This is a genomic window from Undibacterium sp. Rencai35W (assembly GCF_049340185.1).
Taxonomy (GTDB): Bacteria; Pseudomonadota; Gammaproteobacteria; order Burkholderiales; family Burkholderiaceae_D; genus Undibacterium.
The window spans coordinates 112,128-137,038 of record NZ_JBMPPC010000007.1 but is presented as its reverse complement, the minus strand read 5'-3'; the positions used below and the strand labels follow the sequence as shown (position 1 = coordinate 137,038).

The window sequence follows — 24,911 nt, the reverse complement described above, 5'->3', positions numbered from 1 at the left end:
TGCTGGGTATAACAAAATTAACGTTAAAAGGAGAGCGTCATGATGAATCGAAGAAGCTTCATTGGTAAGACCGTATTAATCAGTAGCGGACTAGGATTGTTTTCTTATTCCGTAGCACAGGTACTGAATATCAATGAGGCGATTAATAAGTCCGGACGACAGAGAATGTTGTCGCAGCGCCTGGCCAAAGCCTATCTACAACTTGGTCAGGGAATCGCTGTCGAGCAGTCCCGAAAAATTCTCGATAATTCAATGACGTTATTTGATCGTCAGTTAGCTGAGTTAAGAATTTTTGCCCCGACGGTCGATAACAAACAAGTATTGAGCGAAATGGAAAAATCCTGGCTAAGTTATAAGCAGGTCCTAGCAGGTAAAACACCGAATCAGCAAGATGCCAGGAACATCATGGTGATCAATGAAGATGTCTTGGCAATGGCGCAAAAAGCCACGCTCCAGTTAGAAAAATATTCAGGTAGCTCAGCAGGACAATTAGTGAACGTCGCTGGCCGTCAACGTATGCTGTCACAACGTATGGCAAAATTTTATCAGGCGCTGCAATGGGATGTTGCGCCGCTAGATGCCAGTGCAAAACTGGATACATCGCGCAAAGAATTCATCGCCGGAATGCAGACGTTGATGGCTGCTCCCGGCAATAGCGGAAAAATGAAAGAAGAGCTGGCGCTGGCGCAGCAGCAATGGATGTTCTTTGACAGTGCATTGCGCCAAAGTGGTGAGTCAGGCAATCGTCTACTCAGCGCCAATAATGTCGCATCCACCAGCGAACGCATACTCGAAGTGATGGATGGTATTACCAGTATGTACCAGCAATTAAGCTAGTGCCCGTTAGCATTCAACCGTCAGCGCAGATTCGGCAATCACAAGGCGTGCACGCTTTGTTTTGCGTTTATCTGTACGCTTAATTTTTTCGTGGACAGTCAACTACAGCGGCAATACCTGACTCAAGTCGGGGCGCTCGACAAATGCCGCAAACGCATCGCGCATGCGGCCACTTTCTGCAATCGCTAGTTTCCAGTTTTGAATCCGGAAATCATGGTCAGTACCGTAATAAAAAAAATCTTTCCGGTCAGGTAATTTGCCACGCGACAGCGTTCGCAAAAAAGCAGGTGATGGCGAGATCATAATCACGTTATCCAGCCAATGACGGTCTTTACCCAGACTGCCGCGACGCCATGGCAAAGGCTTATCCAGCCAGCCAGGTACGATATGATCAGTAAAGTGCGGATACAGCACTAGCCCGCCTTCTTTACCACCGGTCAGCCGTGAATAAGGCAGCGCCAGATGGTAATCAATAATTCCGCCGTCCCAATAGGTACCGGTTGGTGCATGCGGAATATGGCGTACCGGTTCCATGATCAAGGGCAGGGTCCCCGATGCCAGTAAAGCTGACTCCAGATTATCCGGCGTTAGTGAAGAAAAATGCGTATCGAAATGATCGAATTTCGCCTTTAGCCAAAACAGCGGATCACGCATGTCGCCGATGACGACTCTGTCCATATGCTTCGCCAGTTTGGCACGTGAGGCGAGATTCGAAAACGTCGCCGCGACGAAACCTGCTTTGGCTTTGGCACTGCTTTGCGGTGCAGCCAGTAGTCCTCGTCCACGCACGGCCAGCAGGTGCAAACGGTGCAAGGGCTGATGCACAATCTCATCTTCATGACCACCGATAAATGCCTGTAAAAGTCGGTGAATCTCGTCCGTCACGTAGCGTGCAGATGGCTTTTCAGGATAACGCTGTTCACAATATAAATCGCCTAGACGCTGAAACGCTGCAACCGGATCGGCATGACTGGCGGCGGCCATGCGCCAGGCGCCGATCGATGCGCCGATCAGACTGCGTTCACGTGGTGCAGACGGCAGCCATTCGCCAAACAGCCATTGGTCCAGCGCTTGCAAAATCAAACCTTTGGGCCCACCTGCCGCTGCCGGAATGACGGCAATATCGCTGGCATGTAATCCGTTGGTACGGAGATGTTCCAGAGCGGTTTTACCGGCATGAATTTGAATGGCTGAACTCATTGTGTCGTGGTTTTGTTGAGTGTGATGGGATGCAATGAAGACGGCTAACGGGATGCTTATTTTGCCGTGTGCAATTGCATCGTTGCTGCAGAAAATTTTCCTTCCACCAGCATCGGGATAACTTCCAGACTTCGGGCAATCGATTCATCGATCAGCGGCTGTTCTTCTTTGCGCGGGCGATGTAGCACGAAGTCAGCCACGCCTTGCTGCAAATTCAGACTACGCGGATGACCGATGCCGAGACGCAGGCGCCAGTAGTCCTGCGTGCCAAGCGCCGCTGTAATATCTTTTAAGCCGTTGTGACCACCGGAGGAGCCGCCGAGTTTTAGTTTGGCGATGCCCGGTAAGATATCGAGTTCATCGTGGGCAACCAAGACCTGATCGGGTGTGATTTTATAAAAGCGGCAAATCGCACCGACCGACTGACCAGAGCGATTCATAAACGTCTGTGGCTCCAGCAACCAGACATCTTCACCGGCTATCCGTGTTTTGGCTACCAGAGCGTTAAAATTTTTATCGCGTTGCAAACCATTTGTCGCGAGTTGATCAACCAGCCAAAAGCCAGCGTTGTGGCGGGTTTGCTCATATTCGGGGCCGGGATTTCCCAACCCGACTATCAATCGTATTGTCATCGGTATTGTTATTGCACGGGTAGGTTTTTGTAGTGATGTTCTGGTGTTGCTGAGTAAAGTGTCTGTGTTGGCAGAACGGGTGCTCATTATAAACAAGCACCCGCTACCGGTCTGAAAACAAGAATTAAAAAGTGAATCCGCAATATCTATGCGCCTTCTGGCACGAAATGCCTCTGGAAGCCGCATCTGGATTGCGGGTTCATTTCTGGATAATGTCTAAAATCATCTCAAAATTCCTGTTACCTTTCACACCCAAAAGCAACTTGCCTATTTTTTTGAAGACATCTCGGGCTTACGTTACTGATTCTGAAACCCATCTTCAATTGATCTGAAACGACTATCTGAGCAATTTATTTGGTCTTCTTTAGCAGCGGCAGTAAATACTTGCCTGTCACACTGTCCGCGTTGACGGCAACTTGTTCCGGCGTGCCGCTGGCGATGATCACGCCGCCACCTGCGCCGCCTTCCGGTCCCAGATCAACGATCCAGTCTGCGGTTTTAATCACGTCGAGATTGTGCTCAATGATGACGACGGTATTGCCCTGGTCGCGCAGACGGTGGATTACTTTGAGCAGTAAGTCGATGTCATGGAAATGCAGGCCGGTCGTCGGCTCGTCGAGGATATACAAGGTCCGACCGGTATCGCGCTTCGATAATTCCAGCGACAGTTTGACGCGCTGCGCTTCACCGCCAGAGAGCGTAGTGGCGCTTTGTCCTAAACGGATATAGCCCAGACCAACGTCCAGCAGGGTATGTAGTTTACGAGCGATTACCGGGACAGGTTTGAAGAACTCATACGCGTCTTCTACCGTCATGCTCAGCACTTCATTGATGTTCTTGCCCTTGTACTGGACTTCCAGTGTTTCGCGGTTATAGCGCTTGCCGTGGCAGACATCGCAGGGAACATAGACGTCAGGTAAAAAGTGCATTTCGACCTTGATCACGCCATCGCCCTGACAGGCTTCACAGCGACCGCCTTTGACGTTAAATGAGAAACGTCCGGCGCTGTAGCCACGTTCTTTGGCGACCGGTACTGTTGAGAACAGATCACGTATTGGTGTGAACAGGCCGGTATAGGTCGCCGGGTTCGAGCGTGGTGTGCGTCCGATCGGCGCTTGATCTACCGAGATGACTTTATCAAAATGTTCCAGACCGCTGATGCTGTCAAAAGCAGCCGGCTCCGTTTGTGAGCCATACAGGTGGCGGGCTGCAGCAGGGTAGAGCGTGTCATTGACCAGCGTAGATTTGCCGGAGCCGGAGACGCCTGTGACGCAGGTCAGCAGGCCGACCGGTAATTTCAGCGTCACGTTTTTCAGATTATTACCGCGCGCACCTTCAATCACGAATTGTTTGTCGGGACTGAATTGCGTACGTTTTTTCGGTACTTTAATTCCCATTGCACCGCTCAGATATTGCGCGGTCAATGAGCGCTCGCTCTTCATGATGTCTTCCAAGGTACCCTGGGCAATTACCTCGCCACCATGTACCCCGGCACCGATCCCCATGTCGACGACAAAGTCAGCACAGCGGATCGCGTCCTCATCATGCTCGACCACCAGCACAGAATTACCGATATCGCGTAAATGCTTCAGCGTGTCGATCAGACGGTCATTATCGCGCTGATGCAAGCCGATTGATGGCTCATCGAGTACGTACATCACACCCGTCAGGCCGGAGCCAATTTGTGAGGCGAGGCGAATACGCTGCGCTTCACCACCGGACAGCGTGTCGGCGCTGCGATCCAGCGACAGATAATCGAGGCCGACATTGTTCAGGAAGGTCAGGCGTGAGCCGATTTCTTTGATGATGCGGTCGGCGATTTCTTTCTTTGCTCCCGTCAATACCAGCGACTCAAAGAAGCTCAGAGTGGCGCGTAAGGGCAGGGCGCTGATTTCATAAATGGCTTTTTCCTGCGCGCCGTTACCGACCTTGACATAGCGTGCTTCGATGCGCAGGCGTGCGCCGTTGCAGCTCGGGCATTGTTTTTCATTGATGAATTTAGCGAGTTCTTCTTTGACCGCCATTGAATCGGTTTCGCGATAACGGCGTTGCAGATTATGGATCACGCCTTCAAAGGTGTGTTCTTTGATCACCGTGCGGCCACGTTCATTGATATAGGTGAACGGAATATTCTGTTTGCCCGATCCATACAAAATCACTTGCTGCGCAGATTCCGGCAATTGTTCAAACGGCGTGTCGATATCAAACTCGTAGAACGCAGCGAGATTCGACAACATCTGGAAATAGAATTGATTGCGTCGATCCCAGCCTTTGACCGCGCCGCTTGCCAACGACAGATTCGGGAAAGCGACGATGCGTTTCGGATCAAAGAATTCGATATGACCTAGTCCATCACATTCCGGGCAGGCACCCATGGGATTGTTGAAAGAGAACAGGCGCGGCTCTAATTCTTGCAAAGAATAACCGCAGGTCGGACACGCAAATTTATTCGAAAATAATTGCTCATGACCGGTGTCCATATTCACGATCAGAGCGCGGCCATTCGCAATACGTAACGAGGTCTCGAAGGATTCTGCCAGACGTTGTTTGATCTCGGCCTTCACTTTGACGCGATCAATCACGACATCGATCGTATGTTTTTCGGTCTTCTTTAATTTCGGCAGGTCATCGACTTCAACTATCTTTGCATCATGCGTACCGCTCTGCACGCGGAAGCGCACAAAGCCTTGAGCCTGCATTTGCTCGAACAGATCCAGGTGCTCACCCTTGCGGTTGGCGACGACTGGTGCAAGTATCATCAGCTTGGTATCTTCCGGCATCGCCAGAACGGTATCGACCATTTGCGATACAGACTGCGCTGCTAAAGGATTTTCCGGATGATCAGGGCAATACGGTGTGCCGACGCGGGCGTAGAGCAAACGCAGATAATCATGAATCTCGGTCACAGTGCCGACGGTCGAACGCGGATTGTGCGACGTCGCTTTTTGTTCAATCGAGATCGCCGGTGACAGACCTTCAATCAGATCGACGTCCGGCTTTTCCATCAATTGCAAAAACTGGCGCGCATATGCCGACAGCGATTCCACATAACGGCGCTGCCCCTCCGCGTACAGCGTATCGAAAGCCAGTGAGGATTTGCCGGAACCCGATAAACCTGTAATCACCACCAGCTTATTGCGGGGCAGATCGAGATTGATGTTCTTTAAATTGTGGGTGCGTGCGCCGCGGATCCGGATTTCTTCTTTCTTAGGCGCAACGAGACCAGCATGGTCAAAGTCAATCTCTGCTGGTTTGCTGGCTTTAGCCGATTTTGAGCGAACTTTGGCCGTATTTTGTGTCATATCAACTGCTTTCCAAAAGGATGATGTGGCGTCCCGGGATTTTGATTCGGGAACAAGCAACCTGATACTATAACGGGTTTTTGAAATTTAACGCGGGTGACGTATCCGCTTTGTTTCTGCACCGTTTTTGTGATTCGTTTGTATGATGACTATTGCAACACAAACCAGCCCGAATCCTCTGCCAGACGGCATGAGTCGCGCGGAAATCCTGGCCAGCAGCTCTCTCGCATCTATCTTCGCTTTACGCATGCTGGGCCTGTTCCTGATCTTGCCGGTCTTTGCGATCCATGCAAAATCCTTGCCTGATGGTGACAACACGACCCTGGTTGGCTTGGCAATGGGAATCTACGGCCTGACTCAGGCGTGCCTGCAAATTCCTTTCGGGATTGCATCGGACAAATTTGGCCGCAAGCGCATTATCGTCATTGGCCTGACGTTGTTCGCCTGCGGTGCATTGATCGCTGCTTTTTCACACACCGTCATGGGCATCCTGATAGGCCGGGCTGTCCAAGGTGCAGGTGCCATCTCTGCGGCAATTACGGCGCTGATCGCCGATGCTACCCGCGAGGAACACCGCACCAAAGCGATGGCAATGGTCGGCGGCTCGATCGGCATCACTTTTGCGCTATCTCTGGTTGCTGCCCCGGCGCTGTATCAAGGCATCGGCATGAACGGTATCTTCATCATGACGGCCTTACTGTCCGTTGCCGCGATTGGCGTCGTCATCTGGATCACCCCCGCTATGCCAGCGGTACCGGCCCTACATGGGACAGCACAAGAAAAAGTCACCTTCAGCGCAGTGCTTAAAAATCCTGAATTGATGCGCTTGAACTACGGCGTCTTCGTCCTGCATCTGACCCAGGTAGCGATGTTTGTCGTTGTACCGTCGGCGCTGATTCAATATGCTGACATGCCGCTGGCATCGCATTGGAAAGTGTATCTGCCTGCCGTACTCGGATCATTTTTTGCGATGTTGCCAGCGATTATTGTGGGCGAAAAGCAAGGCAAGATGAAGCAGGTATTTGTCGCCGCAATTGCATTACTGCTCGCAGTACAGATCGGATTCTGGCAATTTTTGACAAATCCCGCGATCTTGATGGGTTTGCTATTTGCGTTTTTTCTGGCTTTTAATATTCTCGAAGCCAGTCAGCCGTCCCTGGTATCGAGAATCGCACCGCCAGCCGCCAAAGGCGCTGCTCTGGGCGTGTATAACACCTTGCAGGCATTAGGTCTGGCCTGCGGCGGCTTGCTTGGTGGCTGGGTAAAACAGCATGCAGGTGCATCTTCCGTATTTATTGTAAGTGCCTTTCTGACCCTGCTCTGGCTTATAATCGCAAACAATATGCCAGAATTGCCACGTCGCGCCAAAGCCTCGCAGCAGCTTCCAGCCTAAAGAATTAAACACTTAAATGACAGAAATTTACTGAATCACAGGAGAAACACATGGCATCCCTCAATAAAGTCCAGATCATCGGCAATCTCGGACGCGACCCAGAAACGCGCTATATGCCTAGCGGCGACGCCATGACCAGCATCACTGTTGCAACAACAGAAAACTGGAAAGACAAAGCCACTGGCGAGAAAAAAGAACAGACTGAATGGCACCGTATCACCTTCTTCGGCAAACTCGCCGAGATCGCTGGTCAGTACCTGAAAAAAGGTTCCCAAGTCTACGTAGAAGGCAGCCTGCGCACCCGTAAATACACCGACAAAGACGGTGTAGAAAAATATTCGACCGACATCAAAGCCGACACCATGCAAATGCTGGGCGGACGTCCAGGCATGGGCGGCGGCGCACCGATGGACGAATACGGCGGCGCACCGTCAGCACCACGTCAAAGCGCACCAGCACCATCATCCGCACCACGTCAGGCACCAGCATCACGCCCTGCACCGAATTTTTCGGATATGGATGATGACATTCCGTTTTAATCTTTCTAAAACTTCTCATTCGTACCTGCGATATGAAGAGTAAAGTTGTAATTCAAAGCCTTGAGTTATCAAGGCTTTTTTTATTTCGTCGCAAATAAATGGGTAGTTTTTTTGCCAGTTTGTTTGGCAAAGGAATACATACGATAAGTGGGATTGTTTGAACTGAAGATTGACTTCATAGCCACCATATTAAGCCAGTGCTGCCAACTAGGTCGCCGGATGTGCCCAGTGCACTCGGCACTAATCGTTTCCCCAGCCTGGAGACTGTAATGCATGTACCAAATACGCTCTCAGACCTGATCGAGCAGTCGTCTGGAAATCAATAGTGGCTTGCGTGGTTTTTCTGTTTTCTTATAGTTGCATATTTATGCAGTTTGTTGACGTAAGAACCAAAAATAAAGAGAGTTTCCAGAGAGCTAAATTTTCATGATGTATCGCAACATTCCATGTTAAATTGGCATTTTTTATATATTGCATATTAGATATCGTACTCACTACATTTATCTCAACAGAGGCATCAAAGCTAATGACCATTCCAAAAGTATTCGTCTCGTACTCACATGACTCTCAATCGCACAAAAAGTGGGTTCTGGAACTTGCAACAAGACTACGAAATGTCGGTATTGATGCCGCGCTAGATCAATGGGATCTCGGCCCAGGTGATGATGTACCGCTTTTCATGGAAAGAAATTTAGCGAACGCAGATCGCGTTATTATGGTTTGCACAGAGAAGTATGTTGAAAAGGCCAATGCTGGAACTGGTGGTGTCGGTTATGAGAAGATGATTGTCACCGCTGATTTGATGAAGAAGGTCGACACTAACAAAGTGATCCCCATCATCCGTCAAGAGGGAACACATCTAGTTCCGACATTTCTTACGTCCAAGCTGTATCTAGATTTCTCGCGAGAAGATCAATTTGAAGAGGTATTTGACGATCTGACGCGCTCAATTCATTGTGCCCCGCTATTCGTGAAGCCAGAGATCTCCACAAGTCCATTCGAACCGGTCTCGGGAACGGCCAAACGTAGTGGAGATGCTTTGCTAGAGCTAATGCGCTACCTTATAGGTATCTTCGAAAAGACACGTGACGGTGCCTATATATCCTATAAGTACATAGCCGAGCAGTGGCGTGGCTCACGAGCAATGCTGGATATTCTCTTGGAACAAGCTAAGTCCGAAGGCCTCGTTCGACTACTATCGCCGTCATATATTGAGATCACGCTCAAGGGTAAGAAGTATGCAGTTGAGAACAAGTTGGTTGAATAGCACACTCATTCTGAACTCAAATCCTTTTATGGAAAATACGTCGCTCGGCAAACTAGACGCCATCTCTCATTTTAAACGTTAGGCATAACATGAATAGTCCACGCTTCACACAGCATGGCGACATCATTGCCAATGCGGCAAAAGCTTATTTACCGGCCATCGGCATGAAACGGAAGGGAAGATCCCGTATCTGGCTAAAGGACAACGGATGGTGGCTTGCTGTGGTTGAGTTTCAACCAAGCGGTTGGAGCAAAGGCACGTACCTCAATGTCGCAGCAACATGGCTCTGGTATGCCAAGGATTATCTTTCTTTCGATGAGTGCAAGCGAGCAGAAGGTTTTGCCGAATTTACCGATCAGCAGAGTTTTACTTTGGTGGCCGATAAATACGCGTCTCAGGCCGCGATTGAAGTTCTATCCTTGTGTGAGCATTTTTCCTCAATGAACGATGCTGCCAAACATCTACGTGCAAAGGCAGACGGAAATCCATGGCATCACTACCACGCAATGATGGCGTCGCTTGCAAATGGAGAGTTGATTGATGCGCGCGTTCAACAAGAGGCGCTTTCTCAAGTTGAGCACAACGTTCCCTGGTGTCTGGAACTGAAAGCAAAGGCCGCTACTATTATGATCGAAGCGAGAGACGTAGTTTCCGCACAAACTTTGGTTTCGGCAGAGGTTGCTGCTGCGCGGCTACTCCTCAAGCTTCCTGTAATTGAAAACATTATCAGCTTACAGACTGCACAATATAAGAACTAACATATCAATTGACACAAGAGCATAAAAAATAATTGACAAAGAATTCTTAAAAGCAGATGTCCTTACCTCAGATCGCTATCTCGATAGCAAAAAGCCTCACTCCTGATATTTATCCATCAGCCTTTTTAATTCTCCGTTCGCTTGCAGTATGTTGAGCGCTGCGCGGATTCTCAAGCGGTCACTGTTTGGCACATACTTCGACGTCGCCATATACAGTTTTTCTGAGAACTGTAATTTGCTAATCAGTCTGACCTTGTTTCCCATGCCAGCTTTAAGAATATCGGTTTTGATACCGGGTGAACGATGGCAATAAAAACGTCCGCGGCCAGCCAGTAATTTTTTTAAGTTAGACAAGGGAGTTGTTCCGCCCGAGTCGATTGTCAGTCCGCCGAGATCCTCAAGAATATCGACGATGCCAAAACCATGCATGGCGAGGATGATGCCGTCTTTACCTAGTTTGCGGATATCGTCCCAGCTATTAATCTCGACGCTGTCGTCTGCGCGTGCTGCGAGTAAATAATTGACGGTAAATAGAGGCGTATCAATAAACGCATAGATGGCCTCAAAGCGCTCAATATGTTGTACGCCGCAAATGACATCGAGTGCTCCCGATTTGAGATTGTTGTCAATGCGTGCGCGTGGTTGCCATGCCTGATCTCCGGTAAATTGAATTATGGGATCTGCTTTTTCTATGGCACGAAAAATATCGACACAAAGACCTGTGATCGCGGATTTGCCATTGTGTGTTGCAGCGATAAATTTTGGTTCAGAAGACTCTTGTGCCGCAACACGAAACTGCATCATCTCGATTGCATATGACTGCCCGGACAAGAGAGTCGCCAGTAATAAAAAAATCCATAATTTCATGAAGACCGATTCTATTCATCTCGCCAGATAGGGCGCTCTGTAGCTGGCTGGTGAGGCTAGTTTGAATACGCTGACGACATCGAGCAGGCTATTTGCCTGATCCTGCATACTTTTTGCCGCGGCGGCAGCTTCCTCGACCAGTGCTGCATTTTTTTGCGTTACATCATCCATCTGTATGACCGCCTGATTGATCTGGTCGATACCGGAGGATTGTTCGTTACTGGCATTGTTGATTTCGCCCATGATGTCGGTTACGTGTTTGACGCGCTGGACGATCTCATTCATGGTGGCGCCAGCCTGATCAACCAGCTGAGAACCTTCTTCGACCTTGCCAACAGAGTCGGCAATCAGGGCTTTGATTTCTTTCGCTGCACTGGCTGATCGTTGCGCCAGATTGCGGACTTCGGATGCAACAACAGCAAAGCCGCGGCCCTGTTCCCCCGCGCGTGCAGCTTCTACTGCCGCGTTTAAGGCGAGGATATTAGTTTGAAAAGCGATGCCGTCAATCACGGCAATGATGTCGACGATTTTTTTCGATGACTCATTGATGGAACCCATAGTGTTGACGACTTGTGCGACTACGGCGCCACCTTTGACGGCGACTTCAGAGGCTGCATGAGCGAGCTGATTGGCTTGTCGCGCATTGTCAGAATTTTGCTTCATGGTGCTGGTGAGTTCTTCCATGGATGACGCGGTTTCTTCCAGCGAGCTGGCTTGCATCTCGGTACGTGATGACAGATCCAGATTGCCATTTGCGATATCGGTCGAGGCGCTGACGATGGTATCGGTGCCGCTACGCACTTCATTGACGATTTTCAATAAACCGTCATTCATGTTTTTGAGCGCTTGCATCAGTTGTCCCGTTTCATCTGATGAATGGATTTCTATTTTGCTTGTCAGGTCGCCGTCTGCAACGCTTTTTGCCAGATTGACTGCATTGTTCATAGGTCTGGTGATGCCCTGCGTTAAATACCATGCGCAAATCACACCGAAAATAACGAAAACAAAAATGAGGGACATGACCAGTATTTTGCTATCAGAGGCAATGTCGTCGACATTTTTGCTGAGCTTATCTACCGATTCTCTTTGAAATTCGAGATAGTCAAGTTCGCTTTTTTGATACGCATCGGACATCGGTTTAAATTGTTCAAATAATTTTGCAACTTCGTCCGCTTGCTCTGCTTTTTTTGCGTTATTGATCAGGTCGCGGGTGGTGATATATTGTTTTCGGACCACGATGATTTTTTGTAGCAGATCTTTTTCAGCCGATGAGCTGATGTGGTCTTCCATATATTTTTGGATCTCGTTATTTCGGGTTGACGAACTTTTTATATCGGCTTCAAAAAAATCGGCGAGACTGGGATCGGTGCTCTTAACAATCGCTAGCGTACGCTTCAGACCCGCGACGGTAATGCGATACCATTCTTCGGTAAGCCGTTCTTTTTTCAAGGGCTCCTGCATCATGGCACGAGTATTCGCCGCAACCTCACTCAAGCGCCACAGGCCGATGCCGGATGACAAGGTAGCCAACAATAAAACCAATCCAAATCCAACGCCAAGACGAGTGCCAATGGGTAAATTGCGAATATTCATTTACAACTCCATGGAAGTAATCAAAGTGCGAACGATATAAAAATAATGAGCTCTTTTTTCTTGAATTACCGTTGAATTTTTATGGATCTTTTTATTAATTTGCCGATTTTTTGATGCACGTATGCTGTTCCGGAAATGATAATTTTTAGCGACCAGATTCAGAGAGGAAAACGACGAAAATATTTACCGGATCAAACAATACCGATTCTGAAACACCCTTGCGGGAGAATTAATTCAAGGCATTTATCTTGTTGTTATATGGATTGAATAAGGTGATATTTTTTAAGTCTAGTCTCTTACTATCTAAAGTTAGTTGAATCGCTATGAATAGGCAAGCAATCATTGGTTTTTGTGTTTGAATCGACGTTCTTTCGTTGCTTCATGAGCTATCTGTTGGTGATAAAAAACCGTACACAAACTCCAAATGAACGGCATGCGCAGTATGTGCCTCAGACAGATAGACAGGCGGTTTGTTAAGGCATGGCGACTAAGGGAATGGTGATTCGTCTACGGCCACTGAGAGAGTTCTCGATTTCTTCCTGGATTTGTTTCAGCAGTTTTGCTTTGTCATCACGATAAAAAATATTAAATGACTTGACTACATTCTCGTAAGTGCGAGTGACCGGGTTTCCATTTTGGACAGGCAACATATTGATTCGGACAGACGATTCGGGTGGGTGATTGGTCGAGAATAATGTGAACAGATACGTTTTTGAATTTGCATCTTGCTCAAAGACGATGGTACTTTTCTCGCCTGCGAATATGGTTTCTGTATCAAAATAGTGGATTAAGGGGATCACTTCTTTGCCCAGCTTTAAGGTATAGGCTATCGCTAACGTGTCGGGGCCGCATGGGACCGGTAACACGTCTTCTTTGTTGAGCAACCTTTTTTTTAAGGTGACGCTTAACGTCGTAGAGATATTCGCTGCATGCAGATTGTTGATCTCATCCCGCGGGACACGGGTGAGATCTGCGCCGCGTAACGCCTTTAAAGCATCTGGTCTGACGATGTCAAACTACAAATAAATCTCTGTCGCCGGCATGTAGCTGGCGGGTTGTCCGACAAATCTCATCACTACATCGCCATCGGTACACCCAAATACAGACAACTTCTTCACAAGACCGATTGAATCCGGCATCGCGACATCTTTTTGCTGGCAGCCATCAAAAAATAATCGCGTTCAGAGGGAATTTTTTGATCTGAATTTTTGAATAGATTGACACTATGGCATGTAATTTTACATTTTCTATTCTGTTAATTTAACAATTTCTTAAAAACAATTCTAGCAAATTACACTACACTTCGTCCGCGCTTGAGTCTGACTTTGTAAATCGGCACTCAACGTAATGTGAAGTTGCTGTCCTACTCAATCCCTTCTGGGATTCGACTCGAATACTTCCACCGCTTGCCTTGTACAACCCATCGGCACCCGCTTTGTGCGTGTGAACAGGAAACCATGATTACCAAAGCTCTCTTTTCTTACTTTATTCGTGCCATTGATTTCTGTATCGGGTCGAACAAATGGCGAGAGCGGGCTAGCGATAGTCTGGGAGTTTTTGTCGTCACCTTCTTGTTGTGTGCAGGACAGGCACAAGCGCAGGTGGTGGCAACGTCAGTGACATCAGCGACAGATTTAGGCCGGGGTCAGATCGTCAATGTCAGCATTGACTGGTCTCGTACGACGACAGCTACCGGTGACAAGATCACGATGCCTATTCCGGCGCAGTTGACGGTAAATCCTCCTGCGCCACCGGCTGGCTGTGTGTATAACGCACCTAATATGGTGTGCAATGTACCTGATGGTGTTTCTGGTGACGCGGGCACAATTAGCTTTTCGGTCAAGGGTTTGGCGCTGGGCGGTTTCAATTTGACGGCGACGGGTACGTCACCTCCAGCCGCCACTTTTTCTGGCACGGTCCGTAGTACGGGCGATATTGTTGTCGGTAAGGCGAAAACTTCTCCGGCGGGTAATGCTATTACCGGAGGTACGGTTGTCTTTACCCTTACGCCAAAAATTACTTCTGGCGATGATGTCCCTGCCGGTGCGTCGATTGTGGTGACTGATAATCTACCCGGTACATCGACGGATTATGCCTTGAGTTCCGTTAGCTTCACTGGACTGACGCCTGTCTGTAACACGACAGCGAATGCCAATTCCACACGCACACTAACCTGTACTTATGGCGGCGCTTTTACTCTGGCGCAGTTGAATGCCAGTTCGATTGTGGTGACAGGTGTACCGGGTAACAATGGTTCGTTCACAAACACCGTGTCAGTAGCTTCGGGTAACAACAACTATTTTGATGCGGATCCTTCAAACAACGTCGCTAATGTCAATTATGTCGTTGATCCTGGTACGGATGTGCAGGCTCTCGGTAGTTTTCCTTCTGCCGCACAACTTATTGGTACCGCACAGACATTAACTCTGACGCATAAAAACAATGGACCTTTGAACAGTCCATCTGGAGGTGTTGTAGAAACGATTGTGCCGGCTACATTCACGATTGGTATCTTGCCAGCAGGCTGTACACAGACAGCAGCACAATCATTAACGGTTGGCGGCACAAGCTATAACGGCACTTTGGTGAGCTGTACTGTTGGCGCCCTCAATGTCGGCTCTCAGCAAAGTTTCAGTATCCCGTTGACGACGCCTGCCGCACCGGAGGCATCCAGTTTTCCCGTCGTTGTCTTGACGCCTCCCGGTCGCGCCGATGCGAACACAGCCAATAACAGTATTTTGTTGCCTTATCAAATAGTGAATCCCTTCGCTGACTTACGTGCGTCAAAAGGGAAGTCCCCGGGCGGACCACAGCCGTCAGGTACTGTCGTAACCACCACATTGACTGTACGTAATGACGCCGCTAGTCCGAGTGCTGCTACTTATGATGCGACACATCCGCTGCGTATTGTCGATTATGCGCGTCCAGAGGAAGTGGATAGCGGTGTTATCTCCGGTGTTACTGCTGGATGGGTCTGTGCTGTCAGTACAGGCGTTGTGCCTCCGGCTTTTGTCGGTGACGTCAATAAGACAACTCGGATTGCTTGTGAAAAAGCAGGGCCAGGTAGCCTTGCAATTGGTGCTGCTGACACAGTTAGTTTTACTTCGACCATTGCTACGGTTGCTGCACCGGTAGAATTGACTGACCGTGCGTGTACCGGGTCGCAGGCGCTAGCGGCGTTGGGCTTGGCTGATACGGATGGTCCGCAACCTCCTGACGGTGGCCGTACTGGGAATGATTGTGCTGACGCCGGTACCGGATTGATTGCGACTCCCGTAGTCTCTGGTAAAGCGCAAGTCAGTATTAAAAAAGAGTCCTCTGTCGATAACACAAATTATTTTGACCTGGCTGCTAATGCTCCGACACTGAGCGGCGCGGCGTCAACTTTATACTGGCGCATGACGGTGACAACACCAAGCGTTGCAGATAATGCGATACAGGAAACTATTCCTACGTTACGTTTAACTGACAATATCCCTGGCATCGTAAATGTCGCGACGACAGGTTCTCCTGCACCGAGTTTTCAGACGCCTGCGATCACGGTGATGACAACGCCGAATACCTTTGGTAGTTGTCCAAATATTGCGGCAGGTAACTCTGCCCTGACATGTAATTTTACGAATGTTCCGCCGAATACGACGATTGTGATTGATGTGCCGGTATCGCGTGCGCTGAATGGCGGTACGCTGACAAATACGGCCACACTGACTTCACCGAATGCCATCCTGAGTGCTTCAGCCGGTGGTCAATTGAATGATAATGCGGCTGTCGTAGTCGTGCCACAAGTGGACGTTGCGCTGACAACTAAAACGGTGACACCAGCGACTCCTTCTGTGGGGCAGATCATTACCTTCACAATTACTGCGCAAAATCTGGGTTTAGCTAATATCACGGGTGCGGGACAATTTACAATCACCGATACCTTAAACACGGGCGCGCCAACTTTAGCGGTACCTGCCTATGATGTCATCAGCGTTACCCCCTCTAATCCCGCAAAGATCAGTTGTGCTGCCAGTAATATCGTGACTGGTGCAATCAGTTGTACCAATACGGCGCAGATTAATCGCTATGAAACTCAAACCATTAGCATCCAGGCGCGTATTAAAAAACCAGCCGGGCTTGGCGGTGCGGCCAACAGCGTATTGTATGCCGGTGTCGTCAATACGGCATTCGTTACCCTTGACCCGAGCTACTGCGAATTTAAAACAGAAACGGCAACCAATGGATCACTCTCCGCTGCTTGCAATGACGCAGCGTCTACCTCGAATAATAGTAAATCGGTCAGCTTCGACATTAAAGTGCCTGCCATCGATTTGCAGCAAGGTAAGGTTGCTGTATATCCTGCCGGGCAAACGCAGTTTTTGATCGGTGATCAGTTACGTTATCGCTTCAGCGTAAGAAATGCAGGTCCCTCCCGTGCAGAAGACGTGATCATGACCGACATTTTGACGGTGCCTGCAGGTTTCCACATCTCGATGGCGGCAGCTATGCCTGACAAGCTGAACCAGGCTGCCGCCAGTTCTGGTTATGCGCTGGCCAGCAAGGCTGTCGTTTGTACGCAAGCCAGTGCCGACGCCAACGTCATTTGTAAACTGGATGCCGTTGTAGCGAATAGTTTTCTCGATGCTGGACAGGAAGTGAACTTTGAGATTGCGATGGATATGACAGGGACGGCAACTGGCCCCGTCACGTTCGGCAACAAAGTATTTGTGTGTGCTGACGAAACCAACGTATATGAGAGTTCAGGTAAGTGTTCTTCCGATCCTGCATTGGCGGGTAATAATCTCGCTGCGGTAAATAACGTTGTATTTCCTAAAGCAGATCTGGAAGTTGTCAGCAAAACGACGATAACAGCAACGCCGGTAGATATTGCACAGCCAGTTGAATACAGCATCGTCTTGCGCAATAACGGTACAGCGACCACACCAAAGATGCGTCTGGTAGACACTTTGCCAACTGGATTTGAGTGGATCAATACGGGTGCTCAAGTACCGGTCGTCTCTGTTACTTCAGGAAGTGCGTCTACCTTAAGTGGTGCTCTGGTCGTGAGTAATGTTGTACCTGCCAATGGAACGGACAATGTTTGCTTCATATCCAACGGTATCAATGTCGTTACAACATTGGCGCAGCAACAAAAAATCACTTGCGATATTGGTGGTAATTTTCCGCCAGGTGTCGCCAATACAATTACGCTGAAACTATTTGCACGTGCAGTCCCCGGTTTGTATGACGGCTCTGCACTCAATGCACCTTACCTGACGAACCGGATTAACAGCGCCAGTATTTTTCCGGGGAAAGATAGTAACGGTGATGATATCGCCGTCGATAACAATCCTAATAACAATACGAAAACTGCCACGGTTCAAGTACAAAATGCCAAAATTGCAGGCCGTGTATTTCTTGATTTGAACAACAACGGTGACCAGGATGGTACGACCCTGATCACCGATCAGGGCATAGGCGGTGTCACGCTGACTTTGACCGGTACGGACAAATACGGCAATGCAGTTTCTCGTGTAGTTATCACCAGTAGCGCCGCTGCGGGACCAGGTTCTGTGCGCGGAGACTATTTGTTTGAGAATCTCGCTCCTTCTGATGCCGCTGGTTATACGATTACAGAGACACAGCCTGCTGCCTACGGTAACGGCGTAGCACAAGGAAATACCGCTCGTGCGATCCGTAATGCAACAAGTACGAATGTCTCACCGAGTGGTGCTAGTTACAGCACTAGTAACACGTCGACGAGCAGTGTTATTGCCGGAGTTGTGCTGGCAAGCGGCGGCAATGGTGTTCAGTTTGATTTTCCTGAAATCCAAAAACCATATTTGTCAGGCTTTGTTTATGTCGATACAAATAATGATGGAAATAAGGATGTAGCAGAAACTGGTATCAATGGCGTCACAATCAACCTGATCGGTTGTGGCGCAGGTGCGAACGGTGTTCTGGATACGGCTGGTCCCATTGGTGCTGGTCCGGTCGTTTGTGCCGGTGACGATAAGCCTGTCAGCAAGACAGTGGTTACCGGAACTGACTCAACATACGGCGCAGGCTTTTATCAATTTGCTTTGGACGAGCCAGGTCGCTATACCGTCATTCAGCAGGTGGCTCAGCCCGTGGTGACTGGTGTCACAACTCTACGCGGCAAAACGACAGCAGGAACAGTCGGTCTGGTAACTAGTCCACCAGGTGCCAATGATGGTGGTACACGAGGTTTTGTGAACACATCTGGTGTGAGCGTTGGCGGTACCGCGGGTGTCATGAATGAAATTAATGCGACTGTTACTGCTAGTCAATTGCGCGATGTGGTGATTAATAACAGCGCTGCCGTATCGATCAATAATAATTTTGGTGAAATTCTTCCCGCTAGCATTGCCGGTGTCGTCTATACCGAAAAGGGTGCTTTAAATTCTAACTATACACAGGGCAGGGACTGGCCTTTCCCGGGGGTAAGTCTGACACTGACTGGCACCGATGACCTTGGACAGGCCGTCAGCATGACGACCACCACACTGGCAGATGGCAGCTATGCTTTTAACAATCTGCGTCCGGGTACTGTGTACCAGATAGTCAAAACGAATCCGTCTCCATCGATTATCAATGAGGCCGGCGGCGCTTTTCCGGGCAAGGATGCCGGTAACCTTGTACATGGTGTCCGCACTAATGACAATACAATCAGCTCCATTACTTTGGTGTCTGGTACGGCAGTGAGCAAGACCAACTTTGCGGTCACCAACGGGCCTGAACCGTTTTCTCCGCCTTCTTTTAAAATCGTCAAGAGCCATAGCGGCGATGTGACTGCGGGTAAGCCAGCGACTTATATACTCAATATCAGTAATGTTGGTGACAGTGCCAGCACCGATGTGCTGAACATTAGTGACTTGCTGCCGGCTGGCATGAGTATCAGCAAGTTGAACCCCGTCGTGGCCTCGTCTGGAATCGTCAGCGGTGTCGTCGTCAATGGTCAGATGCTGACATTTAGCCTGACCCCGTCAAATCCGGTAACTACCGGTCAGACGATCACAATTTCTATTCATGTCGATGTCGCATCTACCGCTACGGGTACTGTCGTTAACTTCTCTGCCGTCAGTGGCGGTGGCGATCCGTTTGTAAAAATTCCAGCAGGACCTAACTGTCTCGATGTCACGCATTGTAGTAATGACACCGTGACGATTAGTGCAGCACTCCCGCCAATTATCAAGCCAGCTCTGAAACTGACAAAAACACATATAGGTTCACTCGTGGCTGGCAAGCCTGGTGTGTACAACTTGACGATTACCAATAACGGGACGACACCAACGGTTGGTTTGCTGACGCTGAGTGACTTGCTACCAGCCGGTATGACACTCATCAATACAAATCCTATTGTCAGTGCTGCCGGTGCGGTCGATAACCTGACCGTCAATGGTCAGCTTGTAAAGTTTGATTTCACGCCAGCGGTGGCGATTGAAGCTGGTCAGGCTGTTACCTTAACGGTGAACGTCAATATCGGTTCTGCCGCAGCGGGTAATGCGACGAATTATGCTAGCGTCAGCGATGATCCTGTGATTGAGATTCCACCCGGCCCAGCTTGTACGGATGTCGATCATTGCAGTAGCGATACGGCAGTAATCAAAGGACCTCCGGTATTGACACTGACTAAGTCTGCTCCTGCGACCTTGAGTTTGGGTGGCAATGGCGAGTATGTGCTGACGATCAAAAATAGGGGTGAGAGTGCGACAGATGGTGTGATGCATCTGATAGAAAAATTGCCAGCTGGCCTGAACTTAAACGGTGCGATGAATAGCAAAGACGGCGTGATTTCTCATGTCGTCAGCAGCGGTACGGTTACCGATGGCGTGCTGGTACGTTTCGACTTCATGCCAACACAGCCTTTGATTGCTGCAGGCGGTAGTGTCAGCATCATCGTGCCAGTCACAGTAGGTGCCACGATGAGTTCTGGCATTGTCATCAATTACGCCTCAGTTGGTGGTGGTGGCGATAACCGCGACAACGGAAATCCACCTGTGCCGGGAATCGATTGTGCTGACTTGCGTTGTGCCAGTGCTGCATCGACATTGACAGGTAAAGCCCTGTTAGCGATCAGTAAAGTCGTCAATAAAACGGAAGCAGAATTGGGTGACATGGTGAGCTATACAGTGACGATCGCCAATATTGGTAATTCGTCAGTGCCGCAACCAAACATCATTGACAATTTGCCAGCAGGCTTCCGCTTGATTGATAACTCTTCACGTGTGACAGGTGCCAAATTAGTATCGCTGAAAGGTGCACCAGGTGCACAACTGACTTATGCACTCGATAGCATTACCGCAGGCAAAAGTGTCACGATTACTTATCGCGTTCGTCTCGGTGCCGGTGCTATGCAGGGTGACGGTGTTAATCGTGTAACTGCGTTATGTCCATTCAATAGCAATCCAAACTGTGCGAATGAAGCACGTGCCAAAGTTAAAGTGACCGGTGGCGTATTCAGTAATGACGCTTGTATTGTTGGTGCAATCTATGTGGACTGTAACGGTAATCAGATCAAGGATCAGGAAGAACTTGGCATACCTGGAGTGCGCTTGTATGTGGAAAACGGAACATTTCTGATCAGCGATAGCGAGGGTAAATATAGCTATTGTGGTCTTTCGCCAAAAACCCATGTACTTAAAGTGGATCAGACGACTTTGCCACGCGGCAGTCGTTTAGTGAGCAGTAGCAATCGTAATGCGGGAGATGCTAATAGCCTGTTTCTTGATCTGAAAAACGGAGAATTACAGCGCGCAGATTTTATTGAAGGCTCGTGTTCTAACACTGTGTTGGAACAAGTTAAAGCACGTCGCACTCAAGGTGAAATTACTGGTCCTCATGTTGAAAAAAGGGGCGGCAGTCCGTTGATCTTTGAAGGTAAGGCCGCTAATTATCCACAGCAGGGTACGGACAGTGCAAGGCAACGGATTGTCAAGCCTCGTAACGACGGCTTAACTGAGAAAGCTGAGAAGCCAGTATCTCCAGACACAGAGAGCGAACGTGACACACCTGTTCCGCAATTGGATATCAATCAGGGAGCACGTCGTGCGAACTAAGCCTAATTTCACTACCAACTTTGCCATGCATTCCATGTTGATTACCTCACCTGAGGTCTTGCGTTTTACCGTTCTGGCGCTGGCAGTTGCAAGTGCCTTGCCAGCCAGAGCGCAAAGTAATTTTGAGCAGTCTTCCGGTAATGCGGCGGCGCTTAATAACAGTAACAGCAATCTGCCATCAAACGCTCCGCGCATTCTGGCAGCGCGTATTGACAGCGTCGATTATGCCGCCAATAGCAAGGTGGGACAGATCCGTGTTGTAGTCGCAGAGAATAGTTTGCCGGCCGACGGGCAAACACCGGTACGCTTAGCGATCAGCGTGCGTGATCAGCAAGGTGAGCTGATTCAAGGACTGACCTATGTCACCATAGAAAGTACCGGCGGACGCATTCAGCTACCTGACGCCAGTACAGATGAATTCGGTTCCGGGAGTTTGGATCAGGACAAAATTACCCGTGGTACGCAGATGAAAGTCATTGATGGCAAAGCGGATTTGTTATTGATCGCGCCTTCACAGCCACAGGATGTGACCGTACGTATTACAGCGGGACGAGTCCGTGCCGAGGGCGTGATCAGCTTCTTGCCAGAGCTGCGTGAGATGCTGGCTGTCGGATTGGTCGAGGGGATTATTCGCTTTGATGCGCGCTCACCGTTGCAATTGACCGGAGCACGACGTGACGACGGATTTGAACAGGAGATTCGCAGTTTTGCGCATAGCAGCAGCGACGGTAAACGCCTGGGCGCATTACGCGCTGCTTTTTTTCTGAAAGGAAAAATCAAGGGCGACGCATTGCTGACGATGGCCTATGACTCTGACAAGGATACTTACTCCAAGCTGTTTCGCTCTATCCGTCCCGATGACTATTACGCGGTATATGGCGATTCATCGGTACGTGGATTCGATGCGCAATCGACTTCCAAATTATACGTAAGGGTCGACAAAGAAAAATCGTATTTGCTTTGGGGCGACTTTACTACGGCTGATGGATTTAGTCAGTTAGCTGGTGGCGGTAAAGTCGCCAGTCTGCGTCAGCGCGATCTGGGTAATTACAGTCGCAGCATGAACGGTATGCGTGCTCATTACGATCAGGACGGGATTTTACTCAATGGTTTTGTTACCAAAGATAATCTGGTGCAACTGGTGGAGGAATTTCCAGCACAAGGCATCTCTGGGCCGTTTGCTGTATCCAAACATGATGCAGTATCCGGTTCTGAAAAAGTCGAAATTATTACCCGTGATCGCTATCAGCCTGCTGTGATTTTATCGGCTACGGCGTTACAGCGTTATGCCGACTATAGCTTCGAACCTTTTTCTGGGCGTATTTTACTGAATCAGTCTTTGCCTTCAGTTGACTTGAACGGCAATCCAAAATCCTTACGAGTCACTTATGAAGTTGATTCGGGCGGCGAAACTTTTTGGGTCTATGGTATTGACGGGCAAATCAAAATTGGTGATCGCACAGAGGTTGGAGGTAACTACGTCAAGGATAAAAATCCTTACGCGTCATACACACTTGTGAGTGCCAATGCGAGTTACAAGCCGGATCAGTACACCAATATCGTGACCGAGTATGCGAAAACCCGGAGTGTACTTGGCGGCGGTTTTGGTGCATCAGTCAGTGGTAGTGCCTATGGCCTGCAACCCGCTTACGGTCAGCCCGCGCCTGCTGGGGGGAGTTTGCAAGAAGTAGAGGGTAATGCCTGGCGTATCGAAGCGTTGCGTCAGAGCGAGACCTTGCAAGCGCGTCTGTATGTGGGTAAAAGCGATCCGTATTTTAATAATGCAGCAGCATCGCTCACACAAGGGCGGGAAGAAGCGGCATTAAAAATTACCGACAAGCTTGATGATCAATGGACTGCTTATGTCGAGGGTACTCATAGCAAGCAACGCGTTGCCGATGCTTCCCGCGACGCATTCGCTATCGGCGCAAGTAATGCGGTTACGCCAAGCCTGGACATCGATTTGGCTGTCACGCATACGAAAGAAGAGGCAGGTAACTATGCCGGAGCTTTACTTAGTCTTGGTTCGGGTTTACTCGTCGATCCGCAATCGAAAATCGGTTTTGGTTATGGTTCCAGTTTGATTAATCCCCAAACTGGTTACGGCCTTGATGGCGGTAATTATGGTTTGGCCGGTGTCAGTTATCGCAGTACAGGCATACGCTTACGTTCTACATATCGTCTGACGGAGAAGCTTGATATGTTCGGCGAATATGAACATGGCGTAGCAGGAGATCAGTATCACCGAGCCGCTCTAGGTGCTGCTTATCGCTTCAGCGAAACGGGTCGTTTGTATGGCAAGTATGAATGGACCACAGGCCTGTCATCACCGCAAGCCAGTAACGGCATTTACGATAGCAATGCCTTTGTATTTGGTATGGACACCGAATATTTACCGAACCAAAAAGTATTTTCTGAATATCGCATGCGCGATTCGTTCAGCGGTGATCAGTTGCAATGGGCGAACGGCGTGCGTAATGCCTGGAACGTGAGTGAAACAGTCAAGTTATCAAGTTCAGCAGAATCGTTGCGTATTTATCGGGGACAAGTACAGGATGCTTATGCACTCACGGGTGGCATTGAATGGCGTCCCGACGAGTTGTGGATGCTTGGTGCGCGTCTGGAGTGGCGACGATTGAAAGATCGCGAGATCACTCAGACTAATCTGGCATCTTCTCCGGCTAGCACCGTTACTTCGCTAATGGCAGGAAACGATAGTTGGCTCAACACGATGACGGTAGCGCGAAAAATCAATCGTGACTGGACTTTCTTAGGTCGAAATTATCTGCTGTACACCGATAACCGTGGCTACACCGGTAACCGTTGGGAAGATAAAGTACAACTGGGTCTGGCCTACCGTGACACGGATACTAATCGCTTCAACGCACTGGCACGATATGAATATTGGGTACAGAGAGATAAAAGCGGCACCAATACTTATCTGCCGCCTTACGGTAGCGACGGTATGGGAGGCAATTATCCGGGTGACCCAACCGCTAGTCAGGGCTTTGACAAGCACGTCCTGTCGCTGCAAGGAGAATACCATCCGTCACGCCCATGGTGGCTGGGTGCGCGCACTGCGGCCAAGTGGCAGCGTGATTATTTTGATGGCGGCAATGCGTTTTACAGCGCCTATCTGGTCAGCGGGCGAGTTACTTACGATATTGCCAAACGTTGGGATGTCAGCGGCCTTGCATCTGTAACGTATAGCCCGCAAGGACATGCGTCACAAAAAGCACTGGGTGCAGAAGTCGGTTATCAGCTTCAGGATAATTTATGGTTATCAGCTGGCTATAACTGGCGTGGTTACAGTGACCGCGATCTGACCGGGAACGACTATACCAATCGCGGCGTGTATTTCCGCATTCGTTTTAAATTTGATGAAGACCTGTTTGGAGGGCGCGATACCAAGCGCAATCCATCGCTGGCACGTTAATCTCAAGCATACTAGAAAGTACATC

Annotated in this window: 13 protein-coding genes; 7 read left to right on the top strand and 6 right to left on the bottom strand. The window is 49.2% G+C overall.

What is annotated here, in order from left to right; all coding sequences use genetic code 11:
- Nucleotides 1-39 precede the first annotated feature (39 nt).
- Nucleotides 40-837 carry a type IV pili methyl-accepting chemotaxis transducer N-terminal domain-containing protein gene (locus ACO0K3_RS15700; RefSeq protein WP_422986177.1) on the top strand — a complete coding sequence of 266 codons (798 nt, stop codon included), beginning with the start codon at nucleotides 40-42 and terminating at the stop codon, nucleotides 835-837.
- 102 nt (nucleotides 838-939) lie between these two features.
- Here ACO0K3_RS15700 and ACO0K3_RS15695 read toward each other — a convergent pair whose 3' ends face one another.
- From ACO0K3_RS15695 to uvrA, 3 genes are all read right to left on the bottom strand, one after another.
- On the bottom strand, nucleotides 940-2,037 hold the full coding sequence (locus tag ACO0K3_RS15695) for a patatin-like phospholipase family protein (RefSeq protein WP_422986175.1): 1,098 nt from the start codon (nucleotides 2,035-2,037) through the stop codon (nucleotides 940-942).
- A gap of 56 nt (nucleotides 2,038-2,093) precedes the next feature.
- Nucleotides 2,094-2,669 carry an aminoacyl-tRNA hydrolase gene (gene pth, locus ACO0K3_RS15690; protein ID WP_422986395.1) on the bottom strand — a complete coding sequence of 192 codons (576 nt, stop codon included), beginning with the start codon at nucleotides 2,667-2,669 and terminating at the stop codon, nucleotides 2,094-2,096.
- Between the two features lie 350 nt (nucleotides 2,670-3,019).
- Nucleotides 3,020-5,971 (bottom strand): excinuclease ABC subunit UvrA, encoded by a 2,952-nt coding sequence (gene uvrA, locus ACO0K3_RS15685; protein ID WP_422986173.1) that lies wholly within the window; start codon nucleotides 5,969-5,971, stop codon nucleotides 3,020-3,022.
- Between the two features lie 145 nt (nucleotides 5,972-6,116).
- On the opposite strand from uvrA, the gene ACO0K3_RS15680 reads away from it, so the two are divergent.
- The 4 genes from ACO0K3_RS15680 (at nucleotide 6,117) to ACO0K3_RS15665 (ending at nucleotide 9,928) form a co-directional block, all read left to right on the top strand.
- On the top strand, nucleotides 6,117-7,364 hold the full coding sequence (locus ACO0K3_RS15680; protein WP_422986393.1) for an MFS transporter: 1,248 nt from the start codon (nucleotides 6,117-6,119) through the stop codon (nucleotides 7,362-7,364).
- A 50-nt stretch (nucleotides 7,365-7,414) separates the two neighbouring features.
- Complete coding sequence (gene ssb, locus ACO0K3_RS15675; RefSeq protein WP_422958935.1) at nucleotides 7,415-7,903, top strand: single-stranded DNA-binding protein; 489 nt, start codon at nucleotides 7,415-7,417, stop codon at nucleotides 7,901-7,903.
- A gap of 526 nt (nucleotides 7,904-8,429) precedes the next feature.
- Entirely contained in the window at nucleotides 8,430-9,170 is a 741-nt protein-coding gene (locus ACO0K3_RS15670) for a toll/interleukin-1 receptor domain-containing protein (RefSeq protein WP_422986171.1), read from the top strand.
- Nucleotides 9,171-9,259: 89 nt separating this feature from the next.
- A complete protein-coding gene (locus ACO0K3_RS15665) occupies nucleotides 9,260-9,928 on the top strand; it encodes a hypothetical protein (protein ID WP_422986169.1) in 669 nt (222 codons plus the stop codon).
- Nucleotides 9,929-10,024: 96 nt separating this feature from the next.
- Here the strand turns inward: ACO0K3_RS15665 and ACO0K3_RS15660 are convergent, their stop codons facing one another.
- The 3 genes from ACO0K3_RS15660 to ACO0K3_RS15650 form a co-directional block, all read right to left on the bottom strand.
- Nucleotides 10,025-10,795, bottom strand: a complete 771-nt coding sequence (locus ACO0K3_RS15660; RefSeq protein WP_422986167.1) for a substrate-binding periplasmic protein — start codon at nucleotides 10,793-10,795, stop codon at nucleotides 10,025-10,027.
- 15 nt (nucleotides 10,796-10,810) lie between these two features.
- A complete protein-coding gene (locus tag ACO0K3_RS15655) occupies nucleotides 10,811-12,388 on the bottom strand; it encodes a methyl-accepting chemotaxis protein (protein WP_422986165.1) in 1,578 nt (525 codons plus the stop codon).
- A gap of 473 nt (nucleotides 12,389-12,861) precedes the next feature.
- Nucleotides 12,862-13,254, bottom strand: a complete 393-nt coding sequence (locus ACO0K3_RS15650) for a hypothetical protein (protein WP_422986163.1) — start codon at nucleotides 13,252-13,254, stop codon at nucleotides 12,862-12,864.
- Between the two features lie 591 nt (nucleotides 13,255-13,845).
- Between ACO0K3_RS15650 and ACO0K3_RS15645 the strand changes: the two genes are divergently transcribed.
- Nucleotides 13,846-21,450 carry a hypothetical protein gene (locus tag ACO0K3_RS15645; protein WP_422986161.1) on the top strand — a complete coding sequence of 2,535 codons (7,605 nt, stop codon included), beginning with the start codon at nucleotides 13,846-13,848 and terminating at the stop codon, nucleotides 21,448-21,450.
- Complete coding sequence (locus ACO0K3_RS15640; protein ID WP_422986159.1) at nucleotides 21,440-24,886, top strand: hypothetical protein; 3,447 nt, start codon at nucleotides 21,440-21,442, stop codon at nucleotides 24,884-24,886. Before ACO0K3_RS15645 ends, ACO0K3_RS15640 begins: the two co-directional genes overlap by 11 nt.
- Nucleotides 24,887-24,911: the final 25 nt, after the last annotated feature.